The sequence below is a fragment of the Streptomyces sp. NPDC059718 genome (genome assembly GCF_042733315.1).
Classification (GTDB): Bacteria; Actinomycetota; Actinomycetes; order Streptomycetales; family Streptomycetaceae; genus Actinacidiphila.
Genome location: NZ_JBHWGA010000011.1, coordinates 151,032 through 172,323 on the forward strand (window position 1 = coordinate 151,032; position 21,292 = coordinate 172,323).

Below are 21,292 nucleotides of genomic sequence, written 5' to 3' on the forward strand. Positions count from 1 at the left end.
TCATGGCGATGAAGGTCCAGGCGCTGCGCACGCCTCGAGCGGCGGGGCTGGTGGGGATCGCGTTCGCGGTGCTGATCGGCGCCGCCATCGTCCTGGTCCGGGCCTCCATCCCCAGCGGTGAGGGCGCGCTGACCAACTCGCCCCTCACCCTCTCCTCGCGCAGCGGGGTCCAGACGGCGCTGGCCCTCATCCCCTTCGCCGGCATCTTCTTCCTCTGGTTCATGGGCGCGGTGCGCGCGCACGTCGGCCCGGGCGAGGACAAGTTCCTCTCGACGGTGTTCCTCGGCAGCGGCCTGGTGTTCGTCGCGACGCTCTTCGGCGCCGCCGCCGCAGCCGGCAGCCTGCTGGCCACCACGGAGGTCGCCTCGCCCGGCCCCCCGCGGGCCGAGTTGTCGTACTTCGGGCAGCACCTCACCTACAGCCTGCTGACGACGTACTCGATGCGGATGGCCGCGGTGTTCGTGCTGTCAGCCTCCACCGTCGCGCTGCGGCTGGGGACGTTCCCGCGCTGGCTGGTGCTGCTGGGGTACCTCGTCGGCGTCACGCTGCTGTTCGTGGTGCCGAACGTGCGGTTGGCCGAACTGGTCTTCCCTCTCTGGGCGCTGGTCGTCAGCCTCCACATCGTGGTGGCGAGCTTCCGTTCCCGGCCGGCGGAAGCGCAGGCCTACTGAGCGGTGACGCTCAGGAGGTCGTGCGGCGCAGCAGCAGCGTGACGAAGCCGAGCGTGCCACGGTAGCCGTGCAGCCACTCGGCGCGGTGGACGGCGGCGGCGTCGAGGGCGGCGCCGCTGTCGGGGTCGGCGGGGTGGTCCAGGGCCCACTCGGCGAGGGAGCCGGTCCAGGACCACTCGTAGTCGTCCCACTCGCGGACGGTGCTGACGTGGGCGAGGACCGGGGTCCAGCCGTCCGCGACGATCCGGTCCACGGTGCTCGCCAGGTCCTCGTACTCCCCCAGCATCTTGACGAGTTCCGGAGTGGGTTCGCGCTCCCAGAAGACGTCGCCGACGATCACGGTGCCCCCGGGGGCGAGGTGGGCGCGGGCCGCGGCGAGGGTCGGCAGGAGACCGTCGAACGCGTGCGCGGCGCCGACGCTCAGCACGACGTCGAAGGGGTGCGGCGAGGTGAACGCGCCCGCGTCCTGTTCGTGGAGCGTCAGCCGGTCGCCGGCGTCGAGCCCGGCGGCCTCACGGGCCGCCTTCCGCAGTGCCCCGGTGTCCAGGTCGACGCCCTCCGCGGTGACGCCCGGGCGGCCGTCGAGGGCCCGCAGCAGCCAGGCGCCCTCCCCGCAGCCGAGGTCGAGGACGCGTTCGTCGCCGCGGCGCAGCGCCCTGCCGAGCAGACGGCGCACGGTCGCGTCGTCCAGCGGTGCGGCGATGGGGTGGTGGGTGTGCGCGATGCGTGAGATGCGGCGTCGGTCCATCGGCGCAGCTTCGCAGGGCGGGTGCTTCACCGCATCCGGTTAATTCCGCATGGCCGTGCAACGCGATCCGCGGCGGTGGCGGTTTCCCCGATCGAAGGGCCGTCACGGGAGCACGGCCATCGCGGCCCTCAGGGCCGTCACGGGGAGAGGACGACCGAGATGGACGGGAAGACGGACACGAAGACGGATCGGAAGACGCACCGGAAGACCGTCACGACGGCGGGCCGGCGCGGTCCGCGGCTACAGGCCCCACTCCTCGCGCAGCGCGCCGAACACCTCGTGGAACTCGGGGAAGGTCTTCTTCACGCAACCGGGCTCGTCGAAGGTCACCCCTTCCGTGCGGAGCGCGGCGACGGCGAAGCTCATCGCGATGCGGTGGTCGCCGTGGCAGGCGATCTCGACCGGGGCGGGGGTGCCGGGGTGGATCTCGATCCAGTCGCGGCCGGTCTCCACCCGGATGCCCTGACGGCGCAGGTTGGCCGCGCAGACCTCCAGGCGGTCGCACTCCTTCACCCGGGTGTTGTAGACGTCCTCGATGCGGACCGGGCCGTCGGCGAACGGCGCGATCGCGGCGAGCGTCGGCATCGTGTCGGAGATGTCCCGCATGGTCGTGGTGATCCCGTGCAGGGTGCCGGTGCCGGAGACGGTGGTGGCGTCGGCGCCGGTCTCGACGCGGGCCCCCATGCGGCGCAGGACGTCGACGAAGCCCAGGTCGCCCTGGAGCGCTCCGGTGCCCAGTCCGGGAACGGTGACCTCACGGCCGGTCAGGGCGGCCGCGGCGAAGAAGTAGCTCGCGGTGGAGGCGTCGGGTTCGACGGCGTAGTCCGCGGCACGGTAGGCGCCGGGCGGGACGACGAGCACGCTGCCCTCGCGGCCGACCTCGACGCCGAAGGAACGCATCATGGCGATGGTGATCTCGACGTAGGGGACGGAGACCAGCCCCGTGACGTTGACGCGCAGTCCCTCGCGCATGAGCGGGCCGGCGAGGAGCAGCGCGGTGAGGAACTGCGAGGACAGGCTCGTGTCGAGGTCGAGCGCGCCGCCCTCGATGCCGTCGGCGGCGACGGTCAGCGGCAGGTGGCCCTCCGCCTCCTCGTGGCGCAGGTCGACACCGAGCGTCCGCAGGGCGGTGGTGAGCGGGGCGACGGGACGGCGGCGCATCTGGGCGGAGGCGTCGAAGCGGTAGGTGCCGTGCCCGGCCGCGGCGAGCGCCGGCAGGAACCGGGCCGCGGTGGCGGCGTCACGGCAGTAGACGTCGGCCTCGGGGACCGCGGGTCCGGCGGGGCGTCCTTCGACGCGCCAGACGTCCGGGCCGCGGTCCACGCGGTAGCCGAGCCGGAGCAACCCCTCCGCGAAGCCGTCGGTGTCGTCGGAGAGCAGCGGCCGCCGCAGTGTGGTCGTCCCCTCGGCCGCCGCCGCCAGGAACAGCGCCCGGGCGGTGACGGACTTCGAACCGGGGACGGCGACGACGGTCACGGTGTTCTCCTGTGCTGCCTGACGTGCGGGGAAGCCCTGGTGAGGGGCACCGACATTCTAGGCGCCGGGCGAGCCGGGGACCGTGGGCGTGAAGCGCACGGGGAGCCGGCGCACGCCGCGCATGAGCATGCCGGGCAGCCAGTCCAGCTTCCCCGGATCGGCGTCGAGCGCGAGGTCGGGGCAGCGTTCCAGGAGGGCGCGGACGGCGATGCGTCCTTCGAGCCGGGCGAGCGGGGCGCCGAGGCAGTAGTGCAGGCCGTGCCCGAACGCGACGTGGCCCCGGGTGTCCCGGCGGATGTCGAAGCGGTCGGCCTCGGTGAAGCGGTCCGGGTCGCGGTCGGCGGAGGCCAGGGCGACGAGGACGGGTTCGCGGGCCGGGATGACGGTGCCGGCGACGTCGACCGGTTCGGTCGTGAAGCGGAAGGTGGCGGTCTCGACCGGGCCGTCGTAGCGGAGCATCTCCTCCACCGCGCCGTCGATGAGGCTCATGTCGGCTCGCAGGAGTGCCAGTTGGTCCGGATGGGTGAGCAGCGCGCGGACGCCGTTGGATACCAGGTTGACCGTCGTCTCGTGTCCGGCGATCAGCAGCAGGAAGGCCATGCCGCCGAGTTCGGAGCGAGAGAGCCGGTCGCCGTCCTCGGAGGTGGTGCGGATGAGCGCGCTCATCAGGTCGTCGCCGGGCGCGCAGCGCTTGTCCTCGATCAGCTCGTGGAGGTAGGCCGCGAGTTCCTCGAAGGCCGTGCGCTCGGCCTCCGGCCCGGTCGGTGCGACGACCTCGTTCGACCAGGCGCGGAAGGCCGCCCGGTCCAGGTCGGGCACCCCGAGCAGCTCGCAGATGACCGTGATGGGCAGCGGGTAGGCGAGCGCCTCGACGAGGTCGGCGGTGCCGTCCGGGCGGGCCAGCATCGCGTCGAGGAGGGCGGCCGTGATCTCCTCCACGCGCGGCGCCAGCTCCTCGACCCGGCGGCCGGTGAACTCCCGGGCCACCAGCTTGCGCAGCCGGGTGTGCTCCGGCGGGTCGGAGACGAGCATGTGTCGGCCGAGGAGTTCCTCGTCGTAGGAGGTCCATCCGAGTGCGCGGGAGTCCTTGGCGAACCGGGTGTCGGCGAGTGCGGCCCGGGCCTGGTCGTGGCCGACGATCAGCCACAGCTCCCCGACGTCGGCGGTGCGCACGCGGTGCACGGGCCCCTTCTCACGGAGCCTGGCGTAGACGGGATAGGGATCGGCGGTGAACTCCTCGCCGTAGACCGTGAGATCGACCGTGTCCATGTGCCGCACGGTAACCCGGGGGCCCGCCGCGACACGTCACCCTGCGGGACGAGACACCCCGGACGGTCTCATCCGAAGGGTTCAGCCGATCGTGGCCGTGCGCCAGGTCTCCTCGTCCGCCTCCAGCAGCGCGGCCAGGACGGCGGGGTCCGGCAGCGGCCCGTGGTCGGCGGGGACACGCAGGGCCGAGGCCGCGGTCAGATGGCCGAGCCGCAGGGCCCGCTCCACGGGCAGGTCCCGCAGCAGACCGCTGAGGAAGCCCGCGGCGAAGGCGTCCCCGGCGCCGACCGGCTCGGCCACCCGGACGGTGAGGGCGGGCACGCTGTGTGCGTCGGTCCCGGTGAAGGCCGTGGCGGCACGGGACCCGTCCTTGACGACGAGGACACCGGGCCCGGGCAGCAGCTCGCGGACCGAACGGGCATCGGTGATCCCTTCGCCCCACAGGGCCTGGGCCTCGTCGAGACCCACCAGGACGATGTCGGCCCGGTCGGCGAGCGGCCGCAGGACGTCAGCGGCGGAGCGGCCGGTCCACAGCGCGGGGCGGTGGTTGACGTCGAAGCTGACGGGCCACGGGCGGTCGGGGCGCAGCGCCCGTTCGACGAGGGCGTGGCAGCCGGGCGAGAGGGCGGGCGTGATGCCGCTGAGGTGGACGAGCGCGGCTCCGCTCAGGGCCGGGCCGTCGAGCACGTCGGGGGTGAGCGCCGAGGCGGCGGACCCCGCGCGGTGGTAGTGGACGCGGGTGCCGTGCGCGCCCGGGTCCTTGAGCAGGAGCCCGGTGGGCCGTGCGGGGTCGGTGCGCACTCCGGTGACGTCGACGCCGCCCGCGGCGATCCGCGCGCGGATCCGCCGGCCGAAGGGGTCGTCACCGACAGCGGAGACCCATCGGGCGGGGATGCCGTGGTCGGCGAGGTACAGCGCGACGTTGGACTCGGCGCCCGCGATGTCGACGCGCAGCAGGTCCGCGTCGTCCAGCGGCCCGAGGGGGTCGGGGGCGAGGGCGGCCATGGTCTCGCCGACGCAGACCACGGGTCCGGGGCGCAGCGGCCGGGGGGTGCTCATGGGGGCTTCCTAGGGGGTGTCGGCGCGGTCCGCCGGGCGGTACGGGGCGGCCGGTGTGCCGGGGACGTCCACCCGGACGGCGAACACGGCGCCGTCGAGCGGTCCCGGGGCGGCCAGTCCGATGTGCGCACTGGTGACGAGGAGGGTCCGGCCGTCGGGGCCGCCCAGGCAGAGTCCGGCGGGCTGTCCGGCGGGCAGGTCGACGATCCGGTCGAGGCTCCCGTCCGGGAGGTAGCGGTGGACCTGTCCGGTGCCCCAGACGGCGGTCCACAGCCCGCCCTCGCTGTCGGTGGTCATCCCGTCGGGGCTGCCGTCGGCAAGGGTGACGAAGGTGTCCGGCGTGCCGGGGTCGCCACTGGCGGGGTCGACCGGATAGCGACGGATGACGCCCCGGGCGCTGTCGGCGAGGTACATGATGGTGCCGTCGGCGGTGAAGGCCGGCCCGTTGGGGATCGTGATTTCCCGCAGCACACGGGTGACACGGCCGTCGCGGTCCAGGCGGTAGAGCGAGCCGGCGTCCTCGGTGGTGTCGTAGGCCATGCTGCCCGCCCAGAAGCGGCCGTGCGGGTCGGCGACACCGTCGTTCATCCGCATCGGCACCGGGGCCTCGTCCTCGGGGCGGGCGATCCACTCGGCCCGGCCCGCGGGGTCGATGCGGCAGATGCCGGTGCCCGCCGCCGCGACCCAGTGGCCCGGGCGGCCCTGGACCGGCGCCACCGCACCTAGCGGGCACGGCAGTTGGGCGATGAAGGTGTGCGGGGCGGCGGGGCCGTCGGAGGCGGCCAGCAGCCGGCCGCTGAGGATGTCGGTGAGCACGGCGCGGCCGTCCGTCCAGCGGATGCCCTCGCCCAGTTCGAGGCGGTCGGTCCCGAGGACCGCCGGGGACGCGGTGGCGGTCATGGGCGGTCCTCCGCGCGGACGACGTCGAGGAAGGTGCGGGCCCGTTCGCGCAGCGCGGTGACGCTGCCGCCCTCGGCGGCGTCGCCGATCAGGGGCGATCCGACGCCGACGGCGACGGCGCCGCCCCGCAGGTACACCGCGGCGGCCTGCGCGTCCACTCCCCCGACGGGCACGAAGGGCAGGTCGGGGAAGGGGCCGCGCAGGTCCTTCAGGTACCCGGGGCCACCGGCGCTGCCGGCCGGGAAGAGCTTGAGGGCGTCGGCGCCGAGCCTCAGTGCCTGGAGGATGTCGGTGGGGGTCATCACCCCGGCGAGTACGGGGAGTCCGAGCTCCCGGCCGGTGGCGATGCCCTCGCTGACCGCGGGGGTGACGAGGAAGGCGGCGCCGGCCTTGTGGGCGTCCCGTGCGTCGTCGGCGCTGAGCACGGTTCCGGCCCCGAGGGTCGCGTCCGGGCCGAGCGCGGCGCGCGCACCGGCGATGACGTCGAGCGCGTCACGTCCGCTGAGGGACACCTCGATGAGGGTGATCCCCTCCTCGGCGAGGGTGAGCACGGTGGTCAGCGCGGCGTCCGGGTCGCTGCCGCGGACGATGGCGAGCAGCCGGTGGGCACGCAGTGCGGCGAGCAGGTCCATCCGACATCCCTTCTGGTGATGGGGGGTTCAGGGGCGGCGGGTCGCGGTGACGGTGAGCCGCCAGGCGACCTCGCCGGAGGGCGGGACGACGACCGTGTCGCCGTCGTCCGCCCCGGTGCGGTCGAAGACGCGGCCGAGCATCGGCTCGACGCCGATCGAGCGGTACGGCGCGTCCTGGGGGAAGCCGCCGAGGTTGCGCCACAGCGCGACCGCGACGGGCCGGCCGCCGGCCTCGACCGCCAGGTGCAGCGCGTCGGGGCCGTCGTGCACGGTCACCCGCGGGGTGAGGACGACGGCCCCGACGGCGGTCCCGTCGTCCGGGCCGAGCCGGTCGAGGGGGATGCCCTCGACGTGCGGCCACCGACCCGTGATCCACCCCGCGCCCTCGTCCGGGTAGAGCCGGGTCTCCGCTGCCGCGTCGATGCCGATCCAGGCGTCCGGGGAGAGTTCCAGCAGGGCGTGGGCGGCCCACACGAAGCGGTAGCCGGGCTCGGCGGTGAGCGTGTAGTCGACGACAGCGGCTCCCGCCTGCGTGCTCAGGCGCCGGGTCAGCCGGAAGTCGGGGCAGTCCACGACCTCCGCGTCCGCCTCCCGGCGCCAGGGCCGTGACCAGGCGTCCCCGTGGTCGGGCAGCCCGCGCACGGTGGGTACGCACTCCTCCAGCCCGCCGGCGTCGGCGAAGGGGTCGCCGGGCCGGACCCGGGGGCGGCGGGGCTCGTCGCGGTGCCAGAGCCATTCGCGGCCGCCCGCGGTCAGCGAGGTCCAGCGCCCGCCGTGGTTCGGGTCGGTGACCACGGAGACCGGGACCCGGTTCCCGGTCACCATTCGGCGAAGGAGCCGTCGGCGTGCCGCCACACCGGGTTGCGCCAGGCGTGGCCGGAACGGTCCGCGGCGCGGACCGCGTCCTCGTCCACGGCGACGCCGAGTCCCGGCAGTTCGGTGCGGCGCGCCTGGCCGTCGACGAACCGGAAGGGCTCGGTGTCGACCAGGTAGGACAGCAGGTCGGCGTCCTTGTTGTAGTGGATGCCCCGGCTCTGCTCCTGGATCAGGAAGTTCGGCGTGGCGAAGGCGACCTGCAGGCTCGCGGCCAGCGCGATCGGTCCGAGCGGGCAGTGCGGTGCCAGGTGCGCGCCGAACGTCTCGGCGAGCGAGGCGATCCGGGTGACCTCCGATATCCCGCCGGCGTGCGACAGGTCCGGCTGGGCCACGGCGATGCCGGCCGTCAGCGCCGGGAGGAAGTCGGCCCGCCCGTAGAGCCGTTCACCGGTGGCGAGCGGTACGGACGAGGCCGCGACCAGGCCCGGGAGCAGGTGCGCCTGCTCGGGCAGGACGGGTTCCTCGACGAACAGCGGGTGCAGCGGGGCTATCTCGTGCAGCACGCGCCGCGCGTTGGCGGCGGTGAAACGGCCGTGGAAGTCCACCGCGACGTCCCGGTGCGGGCCGAGGGCCTCCCGGGCGGCGGCGACGCGCTCCACGACGGCGGCCGTCTCGGCGGGGCTGCCGAGTGGCGGGGTGCGCCCGGCGGCGTTCATCTTGACGGCCGTGAAGCCCGCCTCCACCTGGGCGGTGACCTCCTCCTTGAGCCGGTCCGGCTCGTCGCCGCCGACCCATGCGTACACCCGGACCGAGTCGCGGACGGGGCCGCCGAGCAGGGTGTGCACCGGTACCCCGAGGGCCTTGCCCGCGATGTCCCACAGGGCCTGGTCGATGCCGGCCACGGCGCTGGAGAGCACGGGCCCGCCCCGGTAGAAGCCGCCCTTGGTGAGCACCTGCCAGTGGTCCTGGATCCGCAGGGGGTCCTGGCCCACGAGGTGCTCGGCGAGCACCTCCACGGCGGTCCGCACCACCTCGGCCCGGCCCTCCACCACCGGCTCGCCCCAGCCGACGACGCCGTCGTCGGTCTCGATTCGGCAGAACAGCCAGCGGGGCGGGACGAGGAAGGTCTCGACGCGCGCGATCTTCACTGTGCCTGGCCGTCCTTCTGTTCGGTGGAGCCGTCCGCGCCCTCGGGCGTCTGCGGGCCGCTGACCTTGTCGAGGTCGCGCGTCGCCTGGTCGAGCAGGGCGCGCATGGCGTGTTCCGCGGCGTCCGGGTCCCGGTCGCGCACGGCGTCGAGGACGGCACGGTGACTGGGCACCGGGTCCTCGCTGTGCGGGGCGCTGTGCACGAGCTGGTCGCGCTGGGCCAGGCCCGACTCGATGACCATCTCCATGCGTTCCAGCAGTTCGTTGTGGGTTGCCGCGAGCAGCGCCCGGTGGAAGGCGAGGTCGGCCTCGACGGCGTGGGTCGCGCCACCCTCCTCGCCCATGGCCGTCAGTGCCGTCTCCAGCAGCTCCAGATCCGCGTCGGTGCGGCGGGCCGCGGCCAGCCGTACGGCGGCGGGTTCGATGATGCCGCGGACCTCGCCGAGGTTGCGCAGCAGCGCCAGGTCGGCGCCGGTGTCGCTGCCCTCGGAGAACTGCCAGCGCAGCACGTCGGCGTCGAGCAGGTTCCAGTCCGAGCGGGGCCGCACGAAGGTGCCGCGCTTCTGCCGGGCGTCGACCATGCCCTTGGCCGCGAGGACCTTCAGCGATTCGCGCAGGGCCGTCAGACTGACGTCCAACTCGCTCTGCAGGGCCGCCATGTCGAGCGTCGCTCCCTCGGGGATCTCGCCGCTGAGCACTCGGCGGGCGAGGGTCTCCACGGTCTGGCCGTGCACTCCGCGGCGCGCGTATGGCGTCATGTGTATGCCTTTCTTGCTGGTCGGTGGGGCAGGACCGTCGTCTCGGCCGTCTCCGTCAGGGCGTACCCGTCAGGCGGAGGCTTTGACGACGCTCCAGCCACCGTCGACGAGCAGGCTCGATCCGGTGATGTACGAGGCTTCTTCGGCGGTGAGGAAGGCGACGGCGGCGGCGACCTCCTCGGGGGTGCCGAAGCGGCCGGCCGCGGTCTCGGCGACGCTCTGCTCGCGTTCGGCCTGCGGCACCCGGTCCCAGGCGGCGGTCAGGATCGGCCCGGGGATCACCGCGTTGACGCGGACCTCCGGTCCGTACTCGACGGCGAGCTGGCCGCACAGCGACAGCAGCGCGCCCTTGCTGGCCGCGTAGGCCGGGTGGCCGGGGATGCCCCGGTGGGCGTGGACGGAGGAGGTCAGCACCACGGCGCCGCGCTGCTCGCGCAGGTCGGGCAGCATCGCCTTGAAGCCCAGGAAGGCGCCGGTGAGGTTGACCGACAACTGCCGTTCCCAGGAGGCGAGACTCGTCTCGTGCGCGGGGGCGACCTGCACCGTGTACGCGTTGCTGACCAGGACGCCCACGGGCCCGAAGGCGTGCGCGGCGTCCGTGACCCGCTGCCAGTCGTCCTCGCTCGCGACGTCGGCGGCGACGAAGACGGCGCGCGCGCCGTCCTTGCGCAGCCGCGCGGCGGTCTCCTCGCCGCGCTCGGCGGCGATGTCGACGAGCACGACGGCCGCGCCCTCGGCGGCCAGGCGCGCCGAGGTGGCGGCGCCGATGCCCGAGGCGGCTCCGGTGACGACGGCGACGCGGTTGGTGAAGCGGGCCGCTGGGTTCATGGTGCTGGTCGTCTCCTGTTTCATCGCTGGTGTGCTGATTCTCGCCGTGTCGTCACTGCCGGGCCAGGACGACGAGTTCCGCGTCGTACTCCGCCGTCCACGCGAACGGCAGGCCCGAATGGGTCAGATGGGCGCCGCTGTAGCGGGTGCCGGTGGCGGTGTCGGTGTAGACGGCGTCCGCTCGCAGACCGCGCAGGCGGAGCCGGGCGGCCCGGCCGGGCACCAGGGGCGCCCCGTCGAGGGAGCCGGTGTTCCAGGCCGTCACCACCAGGCGGTCGCCGCCCGGTTCCTCGTACTGGATGCCGCAGGTCGGGTCGGCGGGGCCGCCCAGCAGGTGGACCTCGCCGTGGTGGACGACGTCGCGGACCTCCTTGTAGCGGGCGATCCACCGCGTGGCCTCGGCCCGCTGTTCCGGCGTCCAGTGGCGGATGTCGGCGCCGATGCCGAGCACGCCCGCCATGGAGTTGACGAAACGGAAGGCCAGCGAGCGGGGCCGCGGGTCGAAGACGCCGGGGGCGTCGGTGACCCAGGAGCTCATGGTGTGCGGGGCGTGCGCGTGGAGGTAGCCGTACTGGATGCGCAGCCGGTCCATGGGCGCGGTGTTGTCGCTGGGCCACACCACGTCGGTGCGGGCGATGGTGGCGTGCTCGACGCGGCCGCCGCCGCCCGCGCAGCCCTCGACGGTGACGTGCGGGTGGGCGGCGCGCAGGTGGTCCAGGACGCGGAGGTAGCCGGCGACGTGCGCGGCGTCGAGGTCCTGGCGCTCGGGGTCGGCGCCCGCCGGGTGGCCGGGGCGGCCGCGCTCGGTGGGCGGACGGTTCATGTCCCACTTGAGATAGCTGATGGCGTGGGAGCCGAGCAACCGGTCCAGGGTGCCGATGACGAATTCCTGGACGTCCTCGCGGCCGAGGTCGAGCAGCAGCTGGTTGCGCACGAGCGTCGCGGGCCGGCCGTCGATCCGGTACACCCACTCGGGGTGCTCGGCGTAGAGCGTGGAGCGGGGGCTGATGCCCTCGGGTTCGACCCACAGGCCGAAGTCCAGGCCGAGGGCGCGCACGTCCTCGACGAACCGGTCGAATCCGCCGGGGAATTCGGCCGGGTCGGGGTCCCAGTCGCCGAGGCCGCCGGTGTCGTCCGGCCGTCCGGTGAACCAGCCGTCGTCGACGACGAAGAGTTCGGCGCCGAGTTCGGCGGCGACCTTGGCGAGCTCCAGCTGGTTCCCGGCGTCGACGTCGAAGCCGGTGGCCTCCCACGAGTTGTAGAGGACCTTGCGGGGCCGGTCGATGCGCTCGCCGGTCAGGTGCCGCTCGTAGCGGTGCCAGACGCGGGCCAGGCCGTCGAGCCCGTCCGGGCTGAACGCGCAGGCCAGCCGGGGCGTGACGAGGGTGGCGCCGGGGGCGAGGCGGACCGCGCCCTCGTGGGGCACCCGGCCGGCCCGGACGCGCACCGCGCCGCCGGGCTCGGCGTCGGCGGTGATCCGCCAGTTGCCGGACCACTCCAGGGCGATGCCGTAGGTGGGGGTGGCGCCCTCGGCCGGGGCGGCGGCGTCCTGGACGGCGAGCCACGGGTGGTACGCGTGCCCGGCGGAGCCCTGGGTGCTCTCCATCTCGAAGCGTCCGCGGTCCAGTTCCACCTCCTTGAGCTGGAACTCCTGGGACCACTGACCGGCCAGGTAGGTCAGCCGCGCGCCGCCCTGGACGGGCACGTTGACGGCGGCGGAGTCGAAGCGCTCCAGCCGCAGCTCGTCCTCGCCGGTGCAGGTCAGCTCCGTCCAGCGCAGGACGACGTCGGTGCCGGGCACCGTCTCGTAGCACAGCGTGGTGCGCAGCCCGAGGAGGTCGTCGGCGAAGTCCAGGCGCAGGGCCCGGTCGCCGTCCTGCGTGGCGCCGTCGAACCGCCACCAGCTCCCGCGGTCGCCGCCGGGGCGGGAGGCGACCAGGTCGGCCCCGGTGAACGGCCGCAGCCCGTACGGGATGTACTCGGCCGGGGCGGCGTCGGCGGGGGTGATGAAGTGGGTGCGGCGCGACCAGTCCATGGGCGACGGGCCGTCCTCGGCGCCGTGCGGCCCCCAGGCGGCGAGTTCGGCCCAGCGGCCGTCGCCGCCCAGGGTGACGGCGTAGGTGGTGGTGTCGGTGCGCAGCAGCCACCGGTCGTGCGTGGTCACTTGACGGCTCCGAGGTTGAGTCCCGCCACGAAGTGGCGCTGGAAGCGGAGGAAGACGGCCACCGTCGGGGCGGCGGCGATCACCGAACCGGCCGCGATGACGTTCCACATGGAGACGTACTGGCCCTGCAGACCGATGAGGGACGCGGTGATGGGCATCTGGCTGTCGGTGCGCAGCACCGTGATGGCCCACAGCAGGTCGTTGAAGATCCAGGTGAACGACAGGGCGGTCAGTGCGGCCAGTGCCGGCCGGGCCAGCGGCAGGATGATCCGCCAGTAGATCTGCCAGGGTCCCGCGCCGTCGATGACGGCGGCCTGCTGGATCTCGCCGGGGATCGACCGCATGAAGCCGTGCAGCACGAAGACGTAGAAGCCGACGCCGAAGCCGACCTGCACCCCGATCAGGGCGTACAGCTGGTCGTAGATGCCGAGCACTTCGCTGAGCTTGGATACGGGGATCAGCAGGATCTGCGGGGGCAGCAGGTTGCCGCCGAGCATGAGCAGCAGCAGGACGCGCCGGAAGGGCAGGTCGTAGCGGCTGAGCGCGAAGGCCGCCATGGAGGCGAGGCCGAGCGAGAGCGCCACGGTGGGGATGGTGACCAGCATGCTGTTGATGAGCGCGCGCTGCTGGCCGCCGTCCACCCACGCCTGACGGAAGCTGTCGAAGGTGAAGGAGTGCGGCCAGCTGCCGACGCCGTGCGCGGCGATGTCGTCGAAGGTCCGGGTGCTGGTGACCAGGACGAGGGCGATCGGCAGCAGCCACAGCGCGGACAGCAGACCCGCGGTGAGGTGGAAGCCGGTGGTGCGCAGGACGCGGCCGCGCACCGCGGGCCTGCGCGGCGCCGCGGCCGGGACCTCGGCGGTCCCGCCGTCACGGCCGGCCGGGTCCTCGACGCGCGAGGAGGCGTGGGTGGCGGTCATCAGTCGGCCTCCCGGAAGGCGCGCACGAGGTAGCTCGCGATGACGCCGAAGGCCAGCACGAAGATGACCACGGCGAGCGCGGAGCCGTATCCCAGGCGCAGGGACTGGAACGCGGTGGAGTACATGTAGGTGCTCAGCAGTTCGGAGGAGTGGTACGGACCGCCGCGGGTGAGCGCCCACACCACGTCGAACGAGCGCAGCGAGTCGATCACGATGACCGACAGGACGACGGCGTTGACGCTGCGCAGCTGCGGCAGCGTGATGTGCCGGAACTGCTGCAGGGGGGTGGCGCCGTCGACCTTGGCCGCCTCGTACAGCGCGGGGTCGATGCCCTTGAGGCCGGCCAGGTACAGCACCATCACGTAGCCGACCTGGCGCCACAACGCGGGCACGATGACCGCGTAGAAGGCGGTGTCCTGGTCGGCCAGCCAGGCGTGCTTCCAGCTGCCGAGGCCGACGGCCTCCAGCACGTTGTTGATCAGGCCGTCCGGCTGGTACATGGCCTGCCACACCAGGGCGGTCGCGACCAGCGAGAAGACCACCGGCAGGAAGAGCGCCGCCCGGTAGAACCCGATGCCGCGCCGCTCCTGCTGGAGCAGCAGCGCGGCACCGAGCCCAAGGCCGGCCGACAGCCCGCCGAAGAGCAGAAGCCACAGCACCGTGTTGATCGCCGCGGTGCGGAAGACCTCGTCGTGCAGCATCTCGCTGAAGTTGCCGAGGCCCACGAACTTCGGGGCTCCCAGGCCGTCCCACGACGTCAGGGAGAGGTAGAAGCCCTGGAGGGCCGGCCAGAAGACCCAGAAGGCCTCGGCGAGCAGCGGGATGAGGACGAAGGCCAGGACCACCGGGGGCACCCGGGTGGCCCTGGACCGTCGTGTGGAGCCGATCAGCGCCATCGTCACTGGCTCCAGATCTTCTGTGCGCTGCGCTGCCACGTGGTGAGGATGGAGCCGATCTCCTTGGGCTTGGCCAGGTAGTGCACCAGCGCCGTGTCGGCGGTCGGCTGGAGCGCGTCGCTGGAATCCCGGTTGAAGAACTGCGTCACGTCGGCGGCGCTCTCGATGAGCTTGCGGCCCTTGACCACCAGCGGGGTGCCGGCGTCCTTGGCGTCCGGGTGGGTGGGCAGCGCGGTGCCGGAGGAGTTCTTGAGGTAGAGCTCCTGCGCCTCGGCGGTCGCCAGGTAGCTCAGCAGCTCCTTGACACCGTCGGCGCGCTTGCTGCGGGCGCTGGCGAAGTAGCCGTCGGTGGGCGCCTCCTCGGCGACCGGCACCTTGGGGTCGATGATGGGGAACTGGAAGAAGTCGATGTCGCCCAGGGCGTCCTTCGGCGCGGCGTCGGCGAAGAAGGTGCCGATGAGCATCATGCCGGTACGGCCCTGGAGGAGGGCGGTGGTGGCGTCCTGGAACGGTATCGCCGTGCCGTTGGGGTCGAAGAACGGCCGGGCCTGGTCCCACGTGTCGAAGACCTTGCGGACCTCGGGGTCGTCGAAGCGGTGCTGGCCCGCGAGCAGTTCGCGGTGGTACGTGGCACCGTTGACGCGGATGTTGAGGTAGTCGAACCAGGCCGAGGCGACCCACGGGGTGTCGCCGCCGGCGCCGAGGCCGATCGGGGCGACGCCCTTGCTCTTGAGCTTGTCGCACAGGTCGAGGAACTCGTCCCAGTTCTTCGGCTCCTGGACGCCCCACTTGGCGAAGTTGGACTTCCGGTAGAACATGCCCCACCAGTAGTAGCTGGTGGGCACGAAGACCTTCTTGCCGCTGGAGGCCGAGGTGCACAGTTTCTTCAGGGCGTCGGTGTAGCCGGACAGCTCGGGCTTGCCCCAGATGTCGTCCAGGTCGAGGAGCAGGTCCTTCTTGGCGTACGACTCGGCGACGGAGCCCGGGTACCAGGTGTAGATGTCCGGCGGGGTGGCCGAGGTGAGGTACGTCGGCAGCTGCGTGCGGAAGGTCTCCGACGCGACGGTGTTGAGCTCCGCCTCGGCGCCGCCGCGCTTGTTGAAGGCGGCCACGAGCTGCTGCATCGAGGTCTTCGCCTGCGGGGAGGAGAGGTTGGACTGCAGGGTCACCGGGCCGCCGGACTTTCCTCCGGAGGCGGACGGGCTCTGGGTGACGCAGCTGCTGAGCAGCGCGCCGGCGCCGACGGCGCCGGACACGGCGAGGAACCGGCGGCGGCTGGCGTTGAAGGCGGTCATCTGTGAACTCCCTTAGTGCCCACGGAACGGAGCTGAGGCCCCCTGACGGCCCGGCTCTGGGTGCGGCAGGCACAGCCTGTCGCAGGGGTCAGCGTCCCGTCAAGATTAATTAGTAATTTATTTCCGGGACGGGTGCACCCTCGGCCGAACAAGGCCCGGGGGCACCCCCGTTGATGCCGGATGGCATCGGTTGACGCAGGTGGAACGGGGTGGAGCGATGCGCTGCGAGACGCAGCGGATGGGTCGCGCACAGGGCTCGGAGCGCGGCCTGACGGACGCGGCCGTCCACCCCACGGAGGGCGACGTGCCGGGCGCCGGTGCCACGGCGGAAACTGTGACCGGGCCCCAGAAGCCTGTCAATATTAATTGCTAATTAACTTAAAAACGCGATCTTCCGGTGACCTGGACAGCGTCGCGGCACCGGGATCCGTAGGATGCGGCGATGCCCCGCCCCCGCCTGGTCGCCACCGATCTCGACGGCACGCTCCTGCGGAACGACGGCACGCTTTCCGCCCGCACGCTGGACGCCCTGCGCGGCACGGCCGGCGCGGGCGCGGAGGTCGTCCTCGTGACCGCCCGGCCGCCCCGCTACCTCGACGCGCTCGCCGCCGCCACCGGCCTCACCGGGACCGCGGTGTGCGCCAACGGCGCGATCGTGTACGACATCGGCAGCCGCGCCGTCACGGGGTCCACCCCGCTCCCCGTCCCCGTCGCACGACGGGTGGCCGCCGCCCTGCGGGACGCGGCGCCCGGCGTCGGCTTCGCCGTCGAGACGGGCCACCGGCTGCACTGGGCCCCGGGATACGGGCACCACCTGCCCGAGGACGCGGGCGCCGAGGTCCCCGTGACCTCGCTCGCGGAGCTGTGGGCGACCCCCGGCCCGGTCGTGAAGCTGCTCGCCTGGTCACCCGCGCTCGACGCGGACGCCCTGCTCGCCGTCGCGGAGCACGCGGCGGGCGGCCGGGCCCAGTTCACCCACTCCGGCGGCCACGGGCTGCTGGAGGTCAGCGCCCGGGGCGTCACCAAGGCGGCCGCCCTCGCGGCCCTGTGCGCGTCCCGCGGCATCGCCGCCGAGGAGGTCATCGCCTTCGGCGACATGCCCAACGACCTGCCCGTCCTGACCTGGGCGGGCACGGGCTGCGCCGTCGCCAACGCGCACCCGGCCGTGCTCGCCTCGGTCGCCCACCGCACGGCCTCCAACGAGGACGACGGCGTCGCCCGCGTCCTGGAGCGGCTCTACGGGACAGGGGCACGGGAACGCTGACGCACCGAAGGGCGGCGCCCGGTGGGACCGACCGGGCGCCGCCCCGGGGGACGTTGGGCTGGGGCCGCGTCAGCAGCCGTGGTCGATCAGGTCGAACGTCACATAGTGGTCGCTCGTGTAGTAGTCCTCGTCGGCACCCTGGCCGGTGACGATCCGCCGGGCGCCGCGGGTCGAGGAACCGGGCGTCTTGACCGTGTACTCGTGGTAGTAGCCGTTCGCGTGGGCGGGCAGCACGCCCACGCGGTTCTGGAAGACCGTCCCGTCCTGCGGGTACGGGAACGGGCCGCCCTGTTCGATCAGCCGGAGCGTGGTGTTGACCTGGGACGGCAGGTCGGATTGACATCCTCTCCCCTGAGGGGGGAGATCCCCGCCTACCGTGCCGTTGAAGGCTGCGGTATCGGGTGGATTCCCGCTTCGCTGCGCGGTGCCGGGACGAGTCCCGGTCTTACCTGCGCTCCACGGGCTGTCACGGCCAGTCCGGCCGCCTTGGCGACGTTGACCGCCGCGTTGATGTCCCGGTCAAGGACGGCCCCGCACGCCGAGCACGTCCACACCCGCACGTGCAGGGGCTTGGGGCCGTCCTTGACCCCGCACTGCGAGCACACCTGCGAGGTCGGCTCGAAGCGGCCGATCCGGACGAAGGTGCGCCCGTACCGGGCGGCCTTGTACTCCAGCATCGCCACGAACGCCGACCAACCGGCATCGTGCACGGACTTGGCCAGGCGCGTGCGAGCGAGCCCCTTCACCGCCAGGTCCTCCACGGCGACCGCTTGGTTCTCGCGGATCAGCCTCGTGGAAAGCTGGTGATGGAACTCGCGGCGCGCGTCCGCCACGCGGGCATGTGCCCGCGCGACACGGATCCTGGCCTTGTCCCGGCGCCTGCTGCCCTTCTCCTTACGGGAAAGAGCCCGCTGCGCCCTCTTCAGTCGCTTCTCCGCCCGGCGCAGGAAACGCGGACTGTCGACCTTCGTCCCGTCGGACAGGACCGCGAAGTGCCCGATCCCCAGATCGATCCCGATCTCATGTGTCGTCTGCGGCAGCATTTCCCCGGGGCCGGTCTCGACGACGAAGCTCGCGAAGTACCGGCCCGCCGAGTCCTTGACCACCGTCACCGAGGACGGCAGCGACGGCAGGGAACGGGACCACTTCACCTTGAGGTCGCCGATCTTTGGCAGGCGCAGTCTGCCACCGGTAGTGATGGACCAGCGGGCGTTCGCGGTGAACCGGACGGCTTGCCGGGTGTCCTTGCGGGACTTGTACCGGGGTGCGCCCATGCGCGGGCGCTTGCCGTTCAAACCGTCGAAGAAGTTCCGGTACGCGGTGTCCAGGTCGCGCAGCGACTGCTGAAGGACGACCACCGAGACCTCGCCGAGCCAGGCCCGTTCCGGGGTGTTCTTTGCCTCGGTGATCAGCGCCTTCGACAGGTCGCCAAACTTCGGGAACGGCAGGCCCTCGCTACCGGCGGTCTCCCGAGCCCGCAAGGCGTCGTTGTAGACCACCCGCGCACACCCGAACGCCCGCGCCAACGCCGCACGCTGACCAGCGCCCGGGTACAAGCGGAAGCTGTACCGGAGCTGCACGCGGATCATGCTACTTAGCTAGTAGTGCTTGGTCAGGTCGGTTGATTCTGTGCGTGTCTTTGTGGGTTGGTGGTGCGTTGGAAGGGGTGTGAGTCCGGAAGAAGTTGCCGCGGTGCGAGATGAGTTGGAAGCGTTCGCGGCCGAGGTGTTCGAGCCGTTCGCGCGCAAGGATCAGCGCCGGTGGGGGCAGGTGTATCTGCGTGGTCTGATGACCGACGTCCGGCGCAAGTCGATCGAGCCGATGGCAGCCCGGCTGGGAGATGACGGTAACCGGCAGGCGCTGGCTCACTTCATCACCACCAGTCCGTGGGATCCGGCGCATCTGCGGGCCCGTCTGGCGTGGAAGATGGAATCGGTGATCCGGCCCACCGTGCTGGTCTTCGACGACACCGGGTTCCTGAAGGACGGCAACGCCTCGGCGTGTGTGTCACGGCAGTACACCGGAACCGCGGGCAAGGTCACCAACTGCCAGGTGGGTGTCTCGCTCCATCTGGCCCGTGACCATGCCTCGGCGGCCGTGAACTGGCGCCTGTTCCTGCCCGAGGGCTGGGATCCGGCCTCGCCGAAGGCCGACCCGGACAAGGTCGCACGCCGCTCCGCCTGCGCGATCCCGAAGGACGTCGGTCATGTCGAGAAGTGGCAGCTGGCTTTGGACATGGCCGATGAGACCCGCTCGTGGGGGATCGATGTGCCGCTGGCGATCGCGGACGCCGGATACGGCGATGCGGCGGCCTTCCGGCTGGGTCTGAACGCGCGGGGCATGAACTACGTGGTGGGGATCTCCAGCACGCTGTCGGCCCAGCCCGGCGATGCGGCACCGGTCGCCGGGTCGTACTGCGGGACCGGCCGGCCGCCGGTGCCGAAATATCCAGAGCCTGCCCGCTCAGTGAAGGAACTGGTCATCGCAGCTGGACGTGGCGCGGCACGGCCGGTGCAGTGGCGCGAGGGATCTCGGCCTGGCACCGGCCGCTCAGGGGTCAAGCGGATCTACTCGAGGTTTGTGGTCTTGCGGGTCCGGCCTGCCGGGCGTGAGATCCGGCAGGCCACCGACGGCGTCGAGCTGCCGGCATGCTGGTTGCTGGCCGAGTGGCCCGCGGGTGAGAAGGAGCCGGTCCAGTTCTGGCTGTCCGACCTGCCCGAGACCACCGCGCTGACCACGCTCGTGCGTCTTGCCAAGCTTCGCTGGCGCATCGAGCACGACTACCGGGAGATGAAGCAGGCGCTGGGCCTGGCCCACTTCGAGGGCCGGACCTGGAACGGCTGGCACCACCACGTCACCCTCGTTTCCATCGCCCATGCCTTCTGCACCCTGCAACGACTGGCCCAGGCCCCAAAAGACGCGGCGCCGGCCTGAGCCTCTACCAGGTCGTCCGTGACCTGCAGATCCTCCTCGCGACCTGGACCGGCGCCTGCCCCACCTGCCACCGCGACATACCCACCCCAATACCGACCTGACCAAGCACTACTAGCTCACGGGTATCGATGAGAACATTTGTACAGACCGTCACGCGTCCTCGGTAACCACGTCTCTGGGTGTCCTGACGAAACACCGGCGCACCCGGCCGTCGGACTCGGCGCCCACGGGGAATTGTCGCGGCTGCCCGCCCGACGGCACGGATTCCGACGAGGTGTGCCCGGGCCAATCCCTGCGGCCCACGCGATCCGCCTCGAGGGCGAGTCCGCGATTCAGTCCGGTGAGCGGTTGACCTGCGTCGCGACCGCCATTCTCCTGGCCTGCGGGGCTGGCCCCACGTTCGCCGACCCGGCCGGGCATACGCCGCTGGAGATGGCGAAGAAGGTCAATCACGTGATGGCAGAGGACCTTCTCCGGAATTTCGTCAAAAAGCGGTGCTGAACACTGAATTCGCGGTTTTCCTGGGCGCGGTTCCTGTCGGCGAACACAAAATCGGACCGGCGCTGAGGGACATCAGGACCGCGCCGTGCCGTCGGCGTCGCCCGCGCCCTCGGCCGCGTCGCGCAGGGCGTCGAGGACCGGGCGGAGCAGGGGGTGGTCCTCGGCGCCGCGGCGGACGGCGGCGAAGACGCGGCGGGTGGCGACGACGTCGTCGACGGCGCGGACGGCGACGCCGGACAGGTCCATGTCGCGCAGGGCGCTGCGCGGGATGAGGGCCACGCCCGCGCCCGCGGCGGCGAGGGCGACGACGGCGCGGAAGTCGTCGGAGGAGTGCTCGAGGCGGGGCTGGAAACCGGCGTACTCGCAGGCGAGGACGACCACGTCGTGGCAGGGGTTGCCCGGGTAGGGGCCGATCCAGGTCTCGTCGGCGAGGCCGGCGACGCGCACGGTGCCGGTCCCTGCGTCGGCGAGGGGGTGGCCGGCCGGGAGGACCGCGTCGAAGGGCTCGGCGTACAGGGGGACGCGGGAGAGCCGCTGGTCGTCGGCGCGCGGGGCGCCGCGGTACTCGACGGCGACGGCGATCTCGGCGCGGCCGTCGAGCACCATGGGAAGCGACTCGTCGCCCTCGGCGTCCCGGACGCGGACCCGGATGCCCGGGGCGGTGCCGCCGAGCGCGGCGATGGCTGGGGCGAGCACGAGCGCGATGCCGGTCGCGAAGGAGGCCACGGTCACCTGGCCGGCGGCGCCGGAGGTGTAGGCGGCCAGCTCGGCCTCGGCGCGTTCGAGCTGGGCGAGGACCGTGTTGGCGTGGGCGAGCAGGATCTCGCCGACGGGGGTGAGCTGGACGCCGCGGCCGCCGCGTTCCAGCAGCCGGTGGCCGGTCTCGTTCTCCAGGGCGGCGAGCTGCTGGGAGACCGCGGAGGGGGTCAGGTACAGCGCGGCGGCCGCGGCGGTCACCGTACGGTGGTCCGCCACGGCCCGCAGGGTCCGCAGCCGTCGTGCGTCAATCACCC

The 21,292-nt window shown here is 72.6% G+C and carries 19 protein-coding genes and 1 pseudogene; 3 read left to right on the plus strand and 17 right to left on the minus strand.

Annotated features, from left to right (window positions below; genetic code table 11):
• Positions 1-2 precede the first annotated feature (2 nt).
• Positions 3-671: a hypothetical protein gene (locus ACFV3E_RS15330; RefSeq protein ID WP_500535128.1), complete on the plus strand. Its 669-nt coding sequence runs from the start codon at positions 3-5 to the stop codon at positions 669-671.
• Between the two features lie 10 nt (positions 672-681).
• Here ACFV3E_RS15330 and ACFV3E_RS15335 read toward each other — a convergent pair whose 3' ends face one another.
• The 14 genes from ACFV3E_RS15335 to ACFV3E_RS15400 all read right to left on the minus strand — a co-directional run bounded on the left by ACFV3E_RS15335 (position 682) and on the right by ACFV3E_RS15400 (position 15,580).
• On the minus strand, positions 682-1,419 hold the full coding sequence (locus ACFV3E_RS15335) for an SAM-dependent methyltransferase (RefSeq protein WP_500535129.1): 738 nt from the start codon (positions 1,417-1,419) through the stop codon (positions 682-684).
• A gap of 240 nt (positions 1,420-1,659) precedes the next feature.
• The gene (aroA, locus tag ACFV3E_RS15340; protein WP_500535130.1) at positions 1,660-2,895 is read right to left on the minus strand and encodes a 3-phosphoshikimate 1-carboxyvinyltransferase; all 1,236 of its coding nucleotides are present in this window, start codon (positions 2,893-2,895) and stop codon (positions 1,660-1,662) included.
• A 57-nt stretch (positions 2,896-2,952) separates the two neighbouring features.
• Positions 2,953-4,164 carry a cytochrome P450 family protein gene (locus ACFV3E_RS15345; protein WP_500535131.1) on the minus strand — a complete coding sequence of 404 codons (1,212 nt, stop codon included), beginning with the start codon at positions 4,162-4,164 and terminating at the stop codon, positions 2,953-2,955.
• An 81-nt stretch (positions 4,165-4,245) separates the two neighbouring features.
• A complete protein-coding gene (locus ACFV3E_RS15350) occupies positions 4,246-5,223 on the minus strand; it encodes a sugar kinase (RefSeq protein WP_500535132.1) in 978 nt (325 codons plus the stop codon).
• 9 nt (positions 5,224-5,232) lie between these two features.
• Complete coding sequence (locus ACFV3E_RS15355; RefSeq protein ID WP_500535133.1) at positions 5,233-6,123, minus strand: SMP-30/gluconolactonase/LRE family protein; 891 nt, start codon at positions 6,121-6,123, stop codon at positions 5,233-5,235.
• Complete coding sequence (locus tag ACFV3E_RS15360) at positions 6,120-6,755, minus strand: bifunctional 4-hydroxy-2-oxoglutarate aldolase/2-dehydro-3-deoxy-phosphogluconate aldolase (protein WP_500365210.1); 636 nt, start codon at positions 6,753-6,755, stop codon at positions 6,120-6,122. Before ACFV3E_RS15360 ends, ACFV3E_RS15355 begins: the two co-directional genes overlap by 4 nt.
• Positions 6,756-6,782: 27 nt before the next feature.
• Complete coding sequence (locus ACFV3E_RS15365; RefSeq protein WP_500535134.1) at positions 6,783-7,580, minus strand: hypothetical protein; 798 nt, start codon at positions 7,578-7,580, stop codon at positions 6,783-6,785.
• Positions 7,574-8,719: a galactonate dehydratase gene (gene dgoD / locus ACFV3E_RS15370; protein WP_500333356.1), complete on the minus strand. Its 1,146-nt coding sequence runs from the start codon at positions 8,717-8,719 to the stop codon at positions 7,574-7,576. The genes ACFV3E_RS15365 and dgoD overlap by 7 nt, the downstream gene beginning before the upstream one ends.
• Entirely contained in the window at positions 8,716-9,477 is a 762-nt protein-coding gene (locus tag ACFV3E_RS15375) for a FadR/GntR family transcriptional regulator (protein WP_500535135.1), read from the minus strand. The genes dgoD and ACFV3E_RS15375 overlap by 4 nt, the downstream gene beginning before the upstream one ends.
• 69 nt (positions 9,478-9,546) lie before the next feature.
• Positions 9,547-10,305, minus strand: coding sequence for an SDR family NAD(P)-dependent oxidoreductase (locus tag ACFV3E_RS15380; RefSeq protein WP_500535179.1), 759 nt, complete (start codon positions 10,303-10,305; stop codon positions 9,547-9,549).
• A 52-nt stretch (positions 10,306-10,357) separates the two neighbouring features.
• Positions 10,358-12,469: an alpha-galactosidase gene (locus ACFV3E_RS15385; protein WP_500535136.1), complete on the minus strand. Its 2,112-nt coding sequence runs from the start codon at positions 12,467-12,469 to the stop codon at positions 10,358-10,360.
• A complete protein-coding gene (locus ACFV3E_RS15390) occupies positions 12,466-13,389 on the minus strand; it encodes a carbohydrate ABC transporter permease (RefSeq protein ID WP_500535137.1) in 924 nt (307 codons plus the stop codon). The genes ACFV3E_RS15385 and ACFV3E_RS15390 overlap by 4 nt, the downstream gene beginning before the upstream one ends.
• A complete protein-coding gene (locus ACFV3E_RS15395; protein ID WP_500372617.1) occupies positions 13,389-14,285 on the minus strand; it encodes a carbohydrate ABC transporter permease in 897 nt (298 codons plus the stop codon). The genes ACFV3E_RS15390 and ACFV3E_RS15395 overlap by 1 nt, the downstream gene beginning before the upstream one ends.
• A 2-nt stretch (positions 14,286-14,287) precedes the next feature.
• A complete protein-coding gene (locus tag ACFV3E_RS15400) occupies positions 14,288-15,580 on the minus strand; it encodes an ABC transporter substrate-binding protein (protein ID WP_499514752.1) in 1,293 nt (430 codons plus the stop codon).
• A gap of 442 nt (positions 15,581-16,022) precedes the next feature.
• On the opposite strand from ACFV3E_RS15400, the gene ACFV3E_RS15405 reads away from it, so the two are divergent.
• Positions 16,023-16,844: an HAD family hydrolase gene (locus tag ACFV3E_RS15405; protein WP_500535138.1), complete on the plus strand. Its 822-nt coding sequence runs from the start codon at positions 16,023-16,025 to the stop codon at positions 16,842-16,844.
• A gap of 69 nt (positions 16,845-16,913) precedes the next feature.
• Here the strand turns inward: ACFV3E_RS15405 and ACFV3E_RS15410 are convergent.
• A pseudogene (locus ACFV3E_RS15410) lies at positions 16,914-17,186 on the minus strand (guanyl-specific ribonuclease); the annotation flags it as partial.
• Between the two features lie 29 nt (positions 17,187-17,215).
• Complete coding sequence (locus tag ACFV3E_RS15415; protein WP_500535139.1) at positions 17,216-18,424, minus strand: RNA-guided endonuclease InsQ/TnpB family protein; 1,209 nt, start codon at positions 18,422-18,424, stop codon at positions 17,216-17,218.
• An 88-nt stretch (positions 18,425-18,512) separates the two neighbouring features.
• Here ACFV3E_RS15415 and ACFV3E_RS15420 point away from each other — a divergent pair, with 88 nt between their 5' ends.
• Positions 18,513-19,778 carry an IS701 family transposase gene (locus ACFV3E_RS15420; protein ID WP_500535140.1) on the plus strand — a complete coding sequence of 422 codons (1,266 nt, stop codon included), beginning with the start codon at positions 18,513-18,515 and terminating at the stop codon, positions 19,776-19,778.
• Between the two features lie 573 nt (positions 19,779-20,351).
• Here ACFV3E_RS15420 and ACFV3E_RS15425 read toward each other — a convergent pair.
• Positions 20,352-21,290: a LysR family transcriptional regulator gene (locus ACFV3E_RS15425; RefSeq protein ID WP_500535141.1), complete on the minus strand. Its 939-nt coding sequence runs from the start codon at positions 21,288-21,290 to the stop codon at positions 20,352-20,354.
• Between the last annotated feature and the right edge of the window lie 2 nt (positions 21,291-21,292).

What these genes read in the sequence shown, in the direction of transcription:
- ACFV3E_RS15330 (WP_500535128.1), top strand. Translation starts at nt 3, where the DNA reads ATGGCGATGAAGGTCCAGGCGCTGCGCACGCCTCGAGCGGCGGGGCTG.
- ACFV3E_RS15335 (WP_500535129.1), bottom strand. Translation starts at nt 1,419, where the DNA reads ATGGACCGACGCCGCATCTCACGCATCGCGCACACCCACCACCCCATC.
- ACFV3E_RS15345 (WP_500535131.1), bottom strand. Translation starts at nt 4,164, where the DNA reads ATGGACACGGTCGATCTCACGGTCTACGGCGAGGAGTTCACCGCCGAT.
- ACFV3E_RS15350 (WP_500535132.1), bottom strand. Translation starts at nt 5,223, where the DNA reads ATGAGCACCCCCCGGCCGCTGCGCCCCGGACCCGTGGTCTGCGTCGGC.
- ACFV3E_RS15355 (WP_500535133.1), bottom strand. Translation starts at nt 6,123, where the DNA reads ATGACCGCCACCGCGTCCCCGGCGGTCCTCGGGACCGACCGCCTCGAA.
- ACFV3E_RS15360 (WP_500365210.1), bottom strand. Translation starts at nt 6,755, where the DNA reads ATGGACCTGCTCGCCGCACTGCGTGCCCACCGGCTGCTCGCCATCGTC.
- ACFV3E_RS15365 (WP_500535134.1), bottom strand. Translation starts at nt 7,580, where the DNA reads ATGGTGACCGGGAACCGGGTCCCGGTCTCCGTGGTCACCGACCCGAAC.
- ACFV3E_RS15375 (WP_500535135.1), bottom strand. Translation starts at nt 9,477, where the DNA reads ATGACGCCATACGCGCGCCGCGGAGTGCACGGCCAGACCGTGGAGACC.
- ACFV3E_RS15380 (WP_500535179.1), bottom strand. Translation starts at nt 10,305, where the DNA reads ATGAACCCAGCGGCCCGCTTCACCAACCGCGTCGCCGTCGTCACCGGA.
- ACFV3E_RS15390 (WP_500535137.1), bottom strand. Translation starts at nt 13,389, where the DNA reads ATGACCGCCACCCACGCCTCCTCGCGCGTCGAGGACCCGGCCGGCCGT.
- ACFV3E_RS15395 (WP_500372617.1), bottom strand. Translation starts at nt 14,285, where the DNA reads ATGGCGCTGATCGGCTCCACACGACGGTCCAGGGCCACCCGGGTGCCC.
- ACFV3E_RS15400 (WP_499514752.1), bottom strand. Translation starts at nt 15,580, where the DNA reads ATGACCGCCTTCAACGCCAGCCGCCGCCGGTTCCTCGCCGTGTCCGGC.
- ACFV3E_RS15405 (WP_500535138.1), top strand. Translation starts at nt 16,023, where the DNA reads ATGCCCCGCCCCCGCCTGGTCGCCACCGATCTCGACGGCACGCTCCTG.